Annotated in this window: 12 protein-coding genes and 2 pseudogenes; 5 read left to right on the forward strand and 9 right to left on the reverse strand. The window is 67.8% G+C overall.

The features are described 5' to 3' along the window. Positions 1-39: 39 nt before the first annotated feature. A complete protein-coding gene (locus tag ACQPWU_RS28800; RefSeq protein WP_433444849.1) occupies positions 40-498 on the forward strand; it encodes an Lrp/AsnC family transcriptional regulator in 459 nt (152 codons plus the stop codon). 379 nt (positions 499-877) lie between these two features. Here ACQPWU_RS28800 and ACQPWU_RS28805 read toward each other — a convergent pair whose 3' ends face one another. After that, the gene (locus ACQPWU_RS28805; RefSeq protein WP_433444850.1) at positions 878-1,318 is read right to left on the reverse strand and encodes a MarR family winged helix-turn-helix transcriptional regulator; all 441 of its coding nucleotides are present in this window, start codon (positions 1,316-1,318) and stop codon (positions 878-880) included. A gap of 58 nt (positions 1,319-1,376) precedes the next feature. Between ACQPWU_RS28805 and ACQPWU_RS28810 the strand changes: the two genes are divergently transcribed. Together ACQPWU_RS28810 and ACQPWU_RS28815 are read left to right on the forward strand one after the other, a co-directional pair. Continuing rightward, entirely contained in the window at positions 1,377-1,919 is a 543-nt protein-coding gene (locus ACQPWU_RS28810; RefSeq protein ID WP_433444851.1) for an isochorismatase family protein, read from the forward strand. 62 nt (positions 1,920-1,981) lie between these two features. Beyond that, positions 1,982-2,491 carry an SRPBCC family protein gene (locus ACQPWU_RS28815; protein ID WP_433444852.1) on the forward strand — a complete coding sequence of 170 codons (510 nt, stop codon included), beginning with the start codon at positions 1,982-1,984 and terminating at the stop codon, positions 2,489-2,491. A gap of 353 nt (positions 2,492-2,844) precedes the next feature. On the opposite strand, the gene ACQPWU_RS28820 is transcribed toward ACQPWU_RS28815, so the two are convergent. Continuing rightward, the gene (locus ACQPWU_RS28820) at positions 2,845-3,969 is read right to left on the reverse strand and encodes a serine hydrolase domain-containing protein (protein ID WP_433444853.1); all 1,125 of its coding nucleotides are present in this window, start codon (positions 3,967-3,969) and stop codon (positions 2,845-2,847) included. Positions 3,970-3,974: 5 nt separating this feature from the next. Then, positions 3,975-4,535 (reverse strand): NADPH-dependent FMN reductase, encoded by a 561-nt coding sequence (locus ACQPWU_RS28825; RefSeq protein ID WP_433444854.1) that lies wholly within the window; start codon positions 4,533-4,535, stop codon positions 3,975-3,977. Between the two features lie 115 nt (positions 4,536-4,650). On the opposite strand from ACQPWU_RS28825, the gene ACQPWU_RS28830 reads away from it, so the two are divergent. Further along, positions 4,651-5,274, forward strand: a complete 624-nt coding sequence (locus ACQPWU_RS28830) for a TetR/AcrR family transcriptional regulator (RefSeq protein ID WP_433444855.1) — start codon at positions 4,651-4,653, stop codon at positions 5,272-5,274. Between the two features lie 508 nt (positions 5,275-5,782). On the opposite strand, the gene ACQPWU_RS28835 is transcribed toward ACQPWU_RS28830, so the two are convergent. The 4 genes and pseudogenes from ACQPWU_RS28835 to ACQPWU_RS28850 form a co-directional block, all read right to left on the reverse strand. Beyond that, positions 5,783-6,802 carry a serine/threonine protein phosphatase gene (locus ACQPWU_RS28835; RefSeq protein WP_433444856.1) on the reverse strand — a complete coding sequence of 340 codons (1,020 nt, stop codon included), beginning with the start codon at positions 6,800-6,802 and terminating at the stop codon, positions 5,783-5,785. A 323-nt stretch (positions 6,803-7,125) separates the two neighbouring features. Then, positions 7,126-8,022, reverse strand: coding sequence for a transposase (locus ACQPWU_RS28840; protein WP_433429273.1), 897 nt, complete (start codon positions 8,020-8,022; stop codon positions 7,126-7,128). Positions 8,023-8,312: 290 nt separating this feature from the next. Beyond that, positions 8,313-9,165: pseudogene (locus ACQPWU_RS28845) on the reverse strand (IS5 family transposase). A gap of 98 nt (positions 9,166-9,263) precedes the next feature. Next, entirely contained in the window at positions 9,264-10,739 is a 1,476-nt protein-coding gene (locus tag ACQPWU_RS28850) for an MDR family MFS transporter (RefSeq protein WP_433444857.1), read from the reverse strand. Positions 10,740-10,834: 95 nt separating this feature from the next. Here ACQPWU_RS28850 and ACQPWU_RS28855 point away from each other — a divergent pair, with 95 nt between their 5' ends. After that, entirely contained in the window at positions 10,835-11,404 is a 570-nt protein-coding gene (locus tag ACQPWU_RS28855; RefSeq protein WP_433444858.1) for a TetR/AcrR family transcriptional regulator, read from the forward strand. Positions 11,405-12,011: 607 nt separating this feature from the next. Here the strand turns inward: ACQPWU_RS28855 and ACQPWU_RS28860 are convergent. Together ACQPWU_RS28860 and ACQPWU_RS28865 are read right to left on the reverse strand one after the other, a co-directional pair. Beyond that, the gene (locus ACQPWU_RS28860; RefSeq protein ID WP_433444859.1) at positions 12,012-12,917 is read right to left on the reverse strand and encodes an LLM class flavin-dependent oxidoreductase; all 906 of its coding nucleotides are present in this window, start codon (positions 12,915-12,917) and stop codon (positions 12,012-12,014) included. 42 nt (positions 12,918-12,959) lie between these two features. After that, a pseudogene (locus ACQPWU_RS28865) lies at positions 12,960-13,939 on the reverse strand (aldo/keto reductase).

Raw genomic sequence — 13,939 nt, forward strand, 5'->3', positions numbered from 1 at the left:
GCTGCGGTCTGGCCGTGGATCTGACGGTACTTTGGCCTGGTGACCGAGAATCTTGACGCGACCGACTGGGCGATCCTCACCGAGCTGCAGCGCGACGGCCGCATCCCCCTCACCGAGCTGGGAAAGCGGGTCAGCCTCAGCGCCTCCGCCACCACCGAGCGGGTCAGGCGGATGGAGTCGGCAGGCGTCATCACCGGCTACCACGCCCGCGTCGACATGGCCAAGGCCGGGCTGCCGGTGTTGGCCGTCGTACGCCTGAAGTATCCAGGCAACCGGCACACCCCGCTGCACCACCTCCTCCAGGAGCGCGAGGAGATCCTCGAATGCCTGCGGACCACCGGCGAGGACTGCTACGTGCTGAAGATCGCCGCGACCTCCATGGGGCACCTCGAGGAGGTCGTGGACGAGCTGTTGGAACTCGGCAGCACTACCACCAACCTCGTCTACAGCGAGCCGCTCCCTTATCGCGGCCTGCCGGCCCGTCCGGTCGGGCCGTGAAAATGCCGGGGTCCCCGTCCCGGACATCGAACGACCATCCAGTGTTCGCAGGACCTGGCGTCGCAGGCACCCCAGCTCGCAAACGAGACAGTGACGCTGAGCACAGGGCCACCGGGACGCTGATGGTCACCGTTCGCATCGTCCGCCTGCCGGAACCTGTTGGGTCGGGGCGCCCGCACCCCCGGAGCCGGAACAACAGCGCTGGCGAGACAGCTTCACCACCTACCCGGGCATGGTGAACAGGATCACCGGGTCAACTGGCAGGAGATACGGGTAAAACCGGCCATGAGTCGATCTTGAAGCCCGGCCGTTACCAGCGAGGACCGAGATCAAGTCCGCGCCTCTAGCCCTTCACGTGAAGGGGCCGCGGCGGGACGGATCAGTCGGTCGGCAGGCCGCTGTGCCGGGCCAGCGTGCCCAGAACGCTGCGCAGCGCCTCCGCCTCCTCGGGCCTGAGGTCGCCGGTCAGTTCCGTGTCGAGTTCGGCCGCCGCCCTGGTGCACACCGTCAGAAGTTCCCGGCCCTCCTGCGTCAGCGCGAGCGTCTGCCTGCGCCGGTCGAAGGGATCGCGTTCTCGCCGCACCGCCCCGAGCTCCTCCAGCCGGTCGGCAAGCGACACCACCAGGCTGGGCGCCACGTTCATGAGCTTGGCGATGTCCAGCTGAGAAGTCGCCGTTCCTGATTCCAGCACCGTCAGCAGTCCCACATGTTTGGGCTTGAGGCCGTGGGCCGCCAGTCGTGCCGAGAATCGCTCGCTCACGACGGCGCCCAGCGTGCCGAGCCGGAAGGCGAGCGTGGAGGTCAGCTTGACAGTGTTCATGGCCTGTACGCTACCGTAGCTAAATCATTCATGAGCTGAATGGTTTCTAGGGAGAATCATGCTGAATGACGCTTCTGTCCAACTGGTGTTCGCCGACCTGCAGGAAGGCATCGTGGAAGCCAGTGCCACCAATCCGGCTGCTTCCATCCGCCGGGCTGTCGCGGTCCTGAACGACATCGTCACGGCCCTCGACCTGCCGTTCACCGTCTCCGCCGCACCTCGTCCCGGCGGCCCCGGGACGATCGGCGAACTGCCCGAGAGCCGGCCTTACGTGCGCACCGGCCCGTCCTGCTGGGACGACACCGCCTGGCGCGCAGCCGTTCTGTCCGCGGGCCGTCCCACCCTGGTGATCTGTGGGGTGACCACCGAGATCGTCGTGTTGCGCACCGCCCTCGACGCCCTCGCGGACGGCATCGCCGTGCAGGTCCTGGTAGACGCCTGCGGCGGCATCACCCCCCGTACCGAAGAGGCCGCCCTCCGGCAGATCGAGGCCGCGGGCGGCGTGGTGACCTCCGTGGCGGGTTTCGCCACCGACATGGTGCGCGACTTCACCACGCCCACCGGGCGACAGGTCATCGCCGCCCTGCACCGGCTGGTCTGAATCAGCCGCCGCTTCGCCCGGACGTTCTCGAGCCCCTCCCACTCCCGAAAGGGATCATCCCCATGTTGAAGTCGCTGCTGTACTCCGGTCCCTCACTGGAGGTCCTGCACGAGCAGTACGCCAAGCGCGACGGCGTCGACGCCGTCGCTCCCGTCCAGGCGGTGACCCAAGTGATCATCGATGCCGCGGTCGAGGAAGTGTGGCGCGTGCTGTCCGATCCGACGAGTTGGCCGCGGATCGATCCGGCCGTCAGCCAGGTGAACCTCCCGGCCGGCGTGACCGTGGACGCCCCCTTCACCTGGACCAACGGCAAGGCGAAGATCGCTTCGCGGTTCGCCGTCGTCGACCCCCGCCGACAGCTGACCTGGACCGGCGTGTCCTTCGGGGCCAAGGCCGTGCACAGGCACGTGCTGAGCCGGCGACAGGACGACTCGTCCGCGCTGACGGTCACCGAGTCGATGTCCGGTCCGCTGCTGGGCCTGTTCATGAACAGCCGCAAACTTCAGGCTGCGGTGAACCGGTGGGCCGAGGGCATCAGGCGAGTCGCGGAAAGTCAGGCCAGCCGGGCCTGATCATTTTCGGCCGGCTTGGAGGAGGTCAGCGCACAGGCGCGACACCCCGGGCAGCAGCACTCACCCGCCGCACCACCGCCGCCGACTACCGCCACGCCGCCCGCATCGCCAGCACCACCCCCTGACCGCCAGCGCTCCCCCGGCCAGGCTCCCGCGCGCCCACCCGCGCAGGTTTTCGAGAGGGCTTGCGGGACCCAATCAGAGGGTGTCGTTAAACCTTCCAATCCCGACAGGCCGCCTGGGTGACGTCGTGGCCGCCGGCGGCCGCCGAGGCGGACCAGGAAGGTCGCCGATGGAGACCTGTGGGCGCGCTCATCGAGCGGCACGCCCTGGCCACCGTCGGCGACCCGGCCTCAGCTGATCGCGTGCAACACTGCGGCGATGAGCCGGTGGTTCTCCTGAGCGCCGCCCCCTCCGCCGATGGCGAAGCGATTGCGCGTGTAGCTGTAGGCGATCCCGCTCCCCGGGTCGGCGAACGATTGCGCGCCCACGGCGCCACTGTGCCCGAACGCGCCGGCGCCGAGCAGGGGGTAGCGCACCCCCTGAGCCTCGAAACCCAGGAGGAAGTGGTCGGGCTCACCGGTGACCAGGTCGGTGCCGGTCGCGTGGGGCTTGGTGAACTCGGCCAGGGTCGAGGGGGCCAGCAACGGCGGCCGCCCGTCCATCTCGGAGATGGCCGCGGCGTACAGCGTGGCCAGGCCGCGGGCGTTGCCCACGCTTCCGGAGGAGGTGGGGCCCAGCGCACGCACGGCCCGCGTGTTGGCGAAGTCGACCAGGTCGGTGGGCGGGGTGGCGTTGAGGTTGAAGGCGATCCCGGTCAGGCTGTCCGGCGCCGGGGCGCCCTGGCCGCCGCCACGGGCCGGCTGCACCGGCACGTAACGAGTCTCCAGGGCCTCGGGCAGCCCCAGGTAGAAGTCCAGTCCGTAGGGGGCGCGCACCCGCTCGGCGTAAATCTCCTGGATCGAGCGGCCGGTCACCCGGCGCACCACCTCGCCGATGAGCGCGCCGATGACGAAGGCGTGGTAGCCGTACCCGCTGCCAGGCCGCCAGTAAGGCCTCTGCGCGGCCAGCCGCTGGGCGAGCAGCCGGTCATCGGCCAACTCCACCGCGCTGAACCCGCCCTCCACGCCGATCAGCCCCCCACGATGCGCGAGCAGGTCGCGCAGGGTGAGGTCGCCCTTGCCCGCCGCGGCGAACTCCGGCCAGTGCGCGGCCACGGCCCGGTCCAGGTCCAGTACCCCGTCCTGGACCAGCAGCGCGACGACCAGGTAGGCCGCGCCCTTGCCGGAGGAGTACAGCGCGAACAGGGATTGGCCGGTCACGCCCGGTCCCGCCCACAGGTCCACCACCTGCCGGCCGGCCAGGCGCACGGCGAGCTGGGCGCCCAGGCCGGGTTCGGCGGTGACGGCCGCGGCGAACTCGTCTCTGACCTTCTCGAAGCCGTCGGCGACGGTGCCTCGTACCCGTATGGTGTCCACCCCCTTCACGCGGCCTTGGCGGTCAGCGCTTCCAGCAGGCTCTGGAGCAGGCCGATGGTGGTATCGTCAGTCAGGTTGCCGCCCTCGCCGAAGCGTTCGTGCGCACGGAAGACGATCACCTCGGGCTTGGCGATCACGTCGGAGTCGGTCCAGATGAAGACCTGCCGGAGGGCGAGCTGGGCGCGTACCGAGCCGAAGTTGGTCGGGGAGGCCCCGAGGATGGCGATCGGCTTGCGCAACAGCGGCAGGCCCTCGGTTCCTGTCCAGTCGGTGCTGACCCAGTCGATGGCGTTTTTCAGGACTCCGGGGATGGAGTAGTTGTACTCCGGCGTGGCGATCAGCAGCCCGTCGGCGGCGGTGACGCGCTCGCGCAGCTCCCGCACCACCTGGGGGCGGTGGTGTGGGGTGTCGAGTTCCTGGTCGTAGGGCGGGATGTCGCGCAACCCTTCGTAGATCTCGACTGAGACGCCGCCAGGGGCGTGTTTCTGGGCGGCGCGCAGCAGCGCGGTGTTGTGCGATTGGGCGCGCAGGCTACCGGAGATGCCGAGAATCCTGATCTCGCTCATCAATGATCTTCCTTTTCGTGCAGGCGGGGCCGCCGTCGATGGCGGCGACCAGAACTGTACTGGAGCGTTCATATGAACTCAACTGTTCAGTTCAGGTGGATGCTAGGGTGCGAGAGTGAGCGCAACCACCAAGCACATCCCGTCCGGAGAGCGCGCGGCACGCAAGCGGACCGCCATCCTGCGCGCGGCCCGCGAGGTGTTCCTGGACAGCGGGTTCGGCGCCGGCATCGACCAGATCGCCGCCGAGGCGGGCGTATCCAAGGTGACCGTCTACAACCACTTCGGCAGCAAGGAAGAGCTGTTCATCGAGGTGGTGCGCGACAGCCTGGAGCAGGCGCTCGGGGAGACCCTGCGCGTCATGCGCGAAGATCTGCGGGGCGGCGATGACATCCGCGAGGTTCTGGTCCGCACGGCACGCGGATGGGTGCGCGGCCTGGTCAACCGCGACATCTCCGCCCTGCGCGCCCTGATCATCGCGGAGTCACGCCGCTTCCCCGAGCTGGGCCGCGCCTGGCGCGAGCGAGGGCCGGACCGCTTCGCCGGACCGCTCGCGCAGGCGCTGAACCAGCGCAACGACCTGCGCATACCCAACATGGACCTGGCGCTGGTGCAGTTCTACGCCCTGGTGCTCTACCCCCACATCGTGCACAGCGCCTACGGCGACACGCTGGATGAGGATTTCACCGACGAACTGATCACGACGGGCGTGGACATGTTTCTGAGCTACTACCGTGCCTAGGCCGGCTCGCAAAGGACGGTGAGCCAAGTCGTTGATGGCCACGGTGGCGTTTGAGTCGGTTGATCCAACGTCACGGCGGGCCGTACGAGCCGCGTGCCGGCCGTCGGCTTCACCAAGGGCAAGTGACGAGAGGCGATCAACGTCCCGCGTCTCTGGCCATTGAAGCGAGGGCGATCCCCGTCCCGTACCCGCCACAGAGACAGTGCCACCAACTCCCCGGCAGCGACGCGTGCCAGGGCCCGTCCATAGGGAGAACACGCGCCCTGCCCGGTGTCCCCGGCGTAGCGTCAGCAGCCTTGGTTATGCGGTGATTCGTCCCACGGTGTTCGTTACTCGCCGACGCCGTCAACGACTCCTGCCAGTCCCGAACACCTACTTTGGGGCTGGGGCCAGCTTCGGGAGCGGAGGGCCGACAGGGAGTGAGAAGGTCCCGGCGACATGAGGTTGCCAGGGTCTTGATGTGCGCATCATGGCGGCTCGGTGTCCGTGTTGCCGTGTTTGATGGGGATCAGCGCATTGCGCTCATGGCGCGTTCGATCTTCTCGCTCGGATACGGCGTTGTCCGCCGATCGGACCAGAACAGGTCCCAGTAGAAGTCGTTCATGGCCTCCGCCACGGGCGCGTACCGGCGGAGCATGGCGGCAACAGCCGGCGGAGCACCAGCGGGATCCGCGCCGTCCGCGCACGCGCGGATGTACTCGTTGCGTTGTTCCAGCACGCCGTTCCGCGGCACCGGCACGCCGCAGATATCGGTGACGAGCCAGTTGACCAGCCGCATCAGCGCGTAACCGACGTCGTGAGTCCGGTTGCGGTCCAGGAATTCGATCTCCTGCTTGGACAGGTCGAATCGAGAGGAGGTCGCCAGCCCGAGGTCGGCGAAGTACAGGCGTTCGCCATCGGTGAGGATGTTGCGGAAGTGGGTGTCGAAGTGCATCAGCTCTTGGCCGTTCATGAAGGCCACGTCGGTGAGCAGGTACGACTCGACCATGGTGCTTGCCGCTATCGCCGCGTCTTGGCCGGCGGCCAGCTGAGCGGTCAGCCAGTCATGGAGGTTGTAGGGGATGAACTCCTGAAATAGCACAACGCTGGCCGAAGCCTGCGCGACGGCGTGGAGACGCTCCCGTACCGCCGGTGACCCATCCCAGTACTGCACGACCGCCTCGACATCGGCGAGCTGGTCACTCTGCGACGGCGCCCCCGGCAGCACCCGCCAGTGATACAGCAGCGGAAAGGCCGCACTTCGTCCAGCCAGGACCCAGTTGGTCGTCATGACGCTGGCTGCGAGTTCACGCCACGCACCGAAGCTCGGCCCACCGATCCCGTACTGGCAAGACGGAGGCAGCCCGAACAGGTTGGCCGTGGACATCACGTTGCCCGCACGGCGCTCCAGATCGGTCAACGGCACTCGCTTGGCGAAGACCGGCACACCGTCGATGGCCAGCAGTGTCGAGGTACCGCCTATCCCCGTCCCCAGCATCTGCGCCTGCTCCAGCGTCTCGCCGAGCTGCCGGTCGCTGTGCAACGCCAACGCACTTGCGACATCGCTGTGTCGGTGGACACGCTCACCGTGAGACATGTCAAACCGTGTGTCTTGTAGTTCCAATGGCAGGCACCCTTCATGATCAATTTCGCGGTTTGACGCTACACCGCCGGGGATGGCCCTTTCCGGGTTCATTCTGCGGCGAGGATCTCGTTAACGAGGTGCGGCCGGAGGATGTGACACAGAACTTCGATTATCTTTCACCCCAGCCTTCGGTGGATCGCGTCCGCCCAGCTCGGCGTCCGCAGCCGCGACGGCGACTTGGCTACATTACGAGTCACATCGCCCTAGATCGCTGATGTGAATTTGGGTTAGTGGTCGTAGGCGGTCAGGGACCGTTTCACGGGTGCGTCGGTGTTCCAGTTGTGCCAGATTGCGGCGTTGAGGGCGAGGATGCGCTGGCTGATACGGGCCCAGAGGCCGTCGGGGTGGCGGGCGTTGTGGCGTTCGAGGCCGAGCTGGTTCTTCAGTGTCCAGATGATCGCCTCGATGCGCTGGCGCAGCCAGCCGGGAAAGGGCAGGGCGCGTGCAGGCTCGTCTTCGCGGGTCGGCCGGATCAGGAGATGACCCAGATCGGCGGCGGCCTTCTCGATGCCGGCTCCGGCGAATCCCTTGTCGCACACGATCGGGCATGGCCCGTCGGCTATCTGGTGGACGTGCAGCAGGTGCAGGGCCTGCTTGCGTTCATCGAGCTCTTTGGGGTGGGCCAGGCTGAAGCCGGTCACCGCGCCATCAGCGGTAGTGATCAGCATCAGCTTGGCGCCCCAGTAGAAGGCGTGGTGGGACTTGTCCATGCCGTATCCGGCGATCTCACCCAGGTGTGATCTGTTGACCGTCACTCGCGAGGCGCCGCAGCGGATCGGGGTGCCGTCCATCAGCCGCAAAGGCTCGTGCCAGGTCGGGACCTGGCGGGCCAGCCACAACGCCGCCGCCGACATGGCCGGCCCCAGATCACGCAGTTGCCGGTTGTACTGCGACTGGGACGGCAGCCTGGGGAACAGGTGCCCGATCCGGCTGGCCGCCATCCGCATCCAGCGGCGTTCGTCATCACACCGCAGCAGCACCTGCGCCACTGCCACGACCACCGCCTCGGCCGGGGTCAGCACCGGCGGCCGGCCCCGTCCGCGAGGCCGTCCCCGCGAAGGCATCACGTGATCGTCCAGATGCACATAGAGTGCGGTCAGAAGGGCGTCTAAGTCAGTCTTCACACACCGACAATGGACGCCCTTCGTCACGCCCGCGGCCGATCACCAAAATTTCACATCAGCGATCTAGCAGGAGGTCGCCCGTGTCCGTCGTGACCTTCCCTGGCCGGCCCGGCCCCGCCGCCGACCCCGCCTCGGGCGCGACGCCCGCAGCTGGAATCGGGTCGGCGGTCGAGCGCTTCCTGGACTCCCTCACCGCGGCCAGCACCCGCGCCGGCTACGCCGAGACCCCTTACCTACAGGGTTTGGGGTCACCGCAGGTCGGACGCTACTTCGACCGACCGGCAAATGGATCACTTGAGACGGCGTGTGGTGGGGCGGCCGTCCCACCGGTAGCGGGTGGTGGCGTGGCGGATCAGCATGCGGAGCGTGACGAGTGCGGCGGCCAGGTAGAGATAGAACCCCACGACCGCGCCGTTCCTGTCGGTACAGCGCCGCAGCTTGCCGTAGCCGTTCATCCACGAATGTGTCCGTTCCACGGTCCACCGCTTGCCGGCCTGGGTCGGGGCGGGCACTCCCTTGCGGGCGATCTCGCCGGTGAAGCCCAACTCGCGGAGCAGATCATGGGACTTGGTGTTGTCGTAGCCACGGTCGAGGTTGACGTTCACGTCCTCGGTCAGGGGTCCGATCTGCCCGATGGCGGCTTCGAGGGTCGGCCCGAGGAGAGGCGAGTCGTGGCGGTTTGTCCCCGGCGGCGACCAGGCCGAGCGGGATGCCGTGGGCCTCGGTAGCGATCGAGCGCTTCAGGCCCTGCTTCCCGCGGTCGACCGGGGAACGGCCCGCACGTTCGCCGCCGCACGGGGCCTTGGTGATGCAGCCGTCGACGGATATCTCGGACAGCTCCAGGCCGATCATGCGGTTGTAGGCCTGGAGCGCGAGAGCGTGGACGGCCTCGGAAATGCCTTGTTCCGCCCACTCATTGAGCCTTCGAGGGATGGTGCGGTCCGAGCATCCGGGGCTGGGGAGACGCTCGTAGCCCGAGCCGTGGACCAGCGCGAGCACCACATGCTCGAACACGGTCCGGTCGGGGACCCTCCGGCGGTGGCAGCCGAGCGGGTGGTTCAGAGCGAACTCCGGTCGTGTGGGCAGGAGTTCGGCAAATTGGTCCCAGAGGGGTTCGAACAGGCAAGATGGCAGCGCGGGCACGGCTGTCCTTCGTGATCACTGAGAAGCGATTCCCACACCGAGGGACACGGCTGACCCTCGAACTTCGTGTGCATCAGGCTCGGCGGTGCCGAGGTTGCTCAGACCTCGGCGGGTGGTGCGTCAGGAGTGGTGTCCTGGTCTTGGGGTTCGGGGTCGTCTCGGCGCGGCAGCAGGAGGCAGAGCGGCACCGCTGCGGCGGTGAACGCGGCGGCCCACCAGAAGGCGTCGCCGAATCCCGAGGCCAGGGCGGCCCGGGTGTGGGTGCTGGCGGTGGCGTGCTGCAGGATCATGACGAGGATCGCGGTGCCGATGGAGCCGCCGATCTGCTGGGCGACGCGGCTGATGCTGGAGGCGGCCGGGATCTCCTGGCGTTGCAGTCCGACGAAGGCGCCGCCCATCAAGGCGATCATGGCCGCGCCCAGCCCGAGGCCGCGGACGAACAGCACGGCCATCAGCATGGTGTTGTCCGTGGTGGCAGTGACGAAGCCGAACGGCACGGTGGCTGCGAAGGTGACGGCGAAGGCGATGACGGCGACCGGACGCGCCCCGATGCGGTCCATGTACTTGCCGGCCAGCGAACGGGACAACAGGGTGCCCACACCCTGCGGGATGAGCAGCAGCGCGGCGCCTAGAGCGGATTCGCCGCGGACCTGCTGCCAGTACAGCGGCATGAGCAGCATGGCCCCGTAGAGGGCGGCTCCGGCCAGTAGCAGCAGCGCCGTGGACGAGGCCAGGGCCCGGTGGCGGAGCAGGCGGATGTCGAGCAGGGCGTCGGCTCCGCGCCGAAGGGCCCAGGCGAGGTAGCCGGTAAGCAGGACGACTCCAGCGAGCAGGGGCAGCCCGGCCTTGAGGCCGATGAACCAGTCGGGTCCGCCGAGCTGCGTCAGGCCGTAGATGACGGCGGCGATGCCGGGCGAGAGTAGCAGCACGCCCACGAGGTCCAGGCGGGGGTCGCCCCCGGCCCGAGGCCCGTCTTTGGGCAGGTTGCGCCAGGCCAGGTACCCGCCGACGAGGCAGAAGGGGATGTTGAACAGGAAGATCCAGCGCCAGTCGCCCAGGTGCAGGATGACGCCGCCGATCACCGGGCCGATGACCGGGCCCAGGGCGGTGGGCACGGTGATCAGCGACATGACCTTGCCGATGTTGCGGCCCCCGGCGGCCTGCATGGCCAGCGTGGCCATCAGCACCATCATGATGCCGCCGCCGATGCCCTGGAGAACGCGGAATGCGATCAGGCTCGGGGCGTTCCACGCCGCGGCGCACAGCATCGATCCGGCGAAGAACAGGCCCAGGGCGAGGATCCACAGCCGCTTGCCGCCCAGGACCGACTGGGCCCAGCCGACGGTCGGCATCGTGGCGGACAGGGCCAGCAGGTAGGCGGTGGTCACCCACTGGATGGTGGCAAGCGAGGTGTGCAGTTGCCCGGCGAGGCTGTCGATGGCGACGCTCATGATCGTGGTGTCGAAGATGACGGCGAGCGCGCCGACGATCAACGTGTAGGTCAGGCGCCGCAAGGCCGGGTCGACCCGGTTGGAACCGGGGATGGGTGGTGACTGGGTACCGCCGGCGTTCATGGACGCCCCCTTAAAGATAAAGTGTTCTATCTTACGGACCTCAGGCTAGGGCGCTAATCTAAGATAGGCAAATCTATCTAACTGGAGGAGCGACGATGTCCGAACGGCGCCGCGGAGCGGCCCTGGAGAATGCGCTGCTCGACGCGGCCTGGGACGAGCTCACCGCCACCGGCTACGCCAGGTTCACCATTGACGCCGTCGTCAAACGCGCCGGCACCAGCCCTCCGGTCCTCTACCGCCGCTGGCCCGACCGCGACGCACTCGTCCGGGCGACTCTCGTCCACATCCTGCACAAGAACGTCCTGGCCGTTCCCGACACCGGAAGCCTGCGCGAGGACGTCCTGACCCTCATGCGGGAGATCAACGCCACCCGCGTCCAGCTCGTCACCGTCATGAGCGTGTACCTGGCCGACTACTACCAGGCGACCGGGTCCAGCCCCAGCGAACTGCTCGATCCCTCCGAGACCGGCCGCAAGCAAGCCATCGACACGATCTACCACCGTGCCGTCGACCGCGGGGAAGTCAAGGTGGAGAACCTCACCGAACGCATCAAGACCCTGCCCTTCGACCTGCTTCGCCACGAGTTCCTGACGACCTTCGCCGCCGTACCCGACCAGGTTCTCGAAGAGATCGTCGACACGCTCTTCCTCCCCCTGGTGCGTTGACAAGCGATTACCAAATCGAAGGAGGGTCACGTTCTCCCTGGTCAGACGTCTGTCCGCCACTCGGCTGGCATGCTCGGAGCACCTGTGTCGGTTCGGGGGGCGGTCGGGTTCGTCGGCGGCGTTGCCGAGCTTCCCGACACTTCGTTGACTCGACATCATCACCGAACTGCGCACGAGACTCTTCTCCTATGCACCGGCCGCGGAGCGATCATCCGAACGAGCCTGATGCACACGAAAGTTCGAGCGCCAGCCGTGTCTCTCGGTTTGGGAATCGCTTCCGAGCGTAGAGAACTCCATGATCGCGTGGACCCGTGCCCGTTCTGCCGTCCGGGACCACCTCCCCAGCGCCTATTGCCGGTCGGTCTTATTCATCGAACTCGTTCTCCAGCGTCAAAGGTGGCGATCGACACAATGACGATCATGCCTTGAGTTCAGCGACGAACACGGCCGGATGCCTCAGAACACGGGCAGCGAGAGCTTCCGGAATGAGGCAATGCCGGTCGCCAGCAGTCGCATTGTCAGACCTCCTCCGCAGCGGAGCATCCAGGGCGGCTGGTGGCCGCGTAGAACAGTGCGCTCCGGGGAGCAGCATGCGGCCAATGTCGCATTACTTCGCGATCGCCTCGCGGACGGACGGGACGATCTCCTGGGCCCAGCGGGCCAGGACGGTGAGGTCCGGGGCGCCGTGGCCGGCGGAGAAGAGCGTGAAGCCGGACGCGCCGTGCTCCAGCACGGCACCGGTCAGTTCCTCGACCCACTGGTCGACGGAGCCGCCGAGCCAGCGGCCGTCGCGGTCGCGGGTGGCGGGCAGCGGCCGGTCGGTGATGCGTCCGGGGAAGTTGAAGACCGTGCGGATCTCGCTCGGATCGCGGCCGGCGGACGCCGCCGCCTCATCGATGATCGGCCGGGAGGCCCGGTAGCGTTCGCTGAGCCAGTCGGCCGCGTGACCGGGGATCCAGCCGTCGGCGACCCGGCCGGTGGCGGCCAGTGATTTCGGGCCGACCGATCCGGTCCACACGGGAGGCGCGGCGACGGGAGCGGGCTCGATCTCGTGCACCTGGTAGTGGTTGCCCTGGTAGGTGACGGGAGGGCCGCCGCCCGACAGCAGCTTGACCAGGACGATCGCCTCCTCGAAGGCGTCCACGGCATCGCCGGGCGTCAGTCGCGGCACTCCCATGTCGGCGATGCGGTCCCACAGCCCGCCCGCGCCCATGCCGAGCACGATCCGGCCGCCCGACAGCGCGGACAGCGACGTCACTGTCCTGGCCAGCATGGGAGCGGGCCGGGTCGGCAGGTTGGTGACGTTGGCGAAGCCCGCGATGTGCTGCGTACGCCCGAGGATGAAGTCGAGCGCGGCGTAGGCGTCCAGGCGCCCGCCGATGTAGGGATGGTCTGACAATGTGAAGATGTCAAGCCCGTCCCAGTCGGCCTGCTGGGCCATGCGCAACAGCTCGGGTATGTCGTCAATGCCGGAATGCGCGCCAAAACCGAAGACGACATTATGTGCGGACATTGTTCTGCCTTTCCACGTAACTTTCCGTACAAATGGAGATGTTCACCAGGCGTACGCTTCCGGCGCGGGCTTGGCGCCGTTCGGGCCGGGCGGCGGGAAAAGCTTGTCCAGCCTGGTCAGCGTGCCCTCGTCCAGGGTGATCGCCAGCGCGCGTAGCGAGCCGTCGAGCTGCTCAACCGTACGCGGCCCGATGATCGGCCCGGTCACGCCGTCCTGCGCGAGCAACCAGGCCAGCCCGACGTCGGCGGGGTCCTCGCCGATGCCGGCGCACATCTTCTCGTACGCCTCGATCGTTTCCCGGTGCTTTGCGAGAGTGTGGGCCGATCGCCCGGAGTCGCCGCGAGAGGTGCCACCCTCCGTCTGCTTGCGCAGGACGCCGCCGAGCACTCCCCCGTGCAGCGGCGACCACGGGATCAGGCCCAGCCCGTAGTGCCGCGCCGCGGGCAGCACCTCCAGCTCGGCCCAGCGGTTCATCAGGTTGTAGATGGACTGCTCGGTGACCAGGCCGAGCATATGCCGCGCACGCGCCGTCTCCTGTGCCTGCGCCAGGTGCCAGCCGGCGAAGTTGGACGAGCCGAAGTAGAGCACCTTGCCCTGCTGGCGCAGGACGCTGAAGGCCTCCCAGATCTCCTCCCATGGCGTGCTCCTGTCGATGTGGTGCATCTGGTACACGTCGATGTGGTCGGTGCCCATCCGCTGGAGGGAGGCGTCGCACGCGCGCCTGATGTGCAGCGCGGACAGGCGGCTGTCGTTGGGCCACGCGCCCGTTGGGAGGTAGAGCTTGGTGGCCAGGACGGTCCTGTCGCGCCTGCCGCCCCCGGTGGCGAACCACCGGCCGATGATCTGCTCGGTGCGGCCTTCGCGTACACGTCAGCGGTGTCGAAGAAGTTGATGCCGTGCTCGTGCGCACGGTTCATGATCGTGTGGCTGTCGTGTTCGGACGTTTCCGTCCCGAAGTTCATCGTGCCCAGGACGAGCCGGGACACCGAGAGGCCGCTGCGGCCCAGCTGGGTGTAGTCCAT

The sequence above is a fragment of the Nonomuraea sp. CA-141351 genome (assembly GCF_050944675.1).
Taxonomy (GTDB): Bacteria; Actinomycetota; Actinomycetes; order Streptosporangiales; family Streptosporangiaceae; genus Nonomuraea.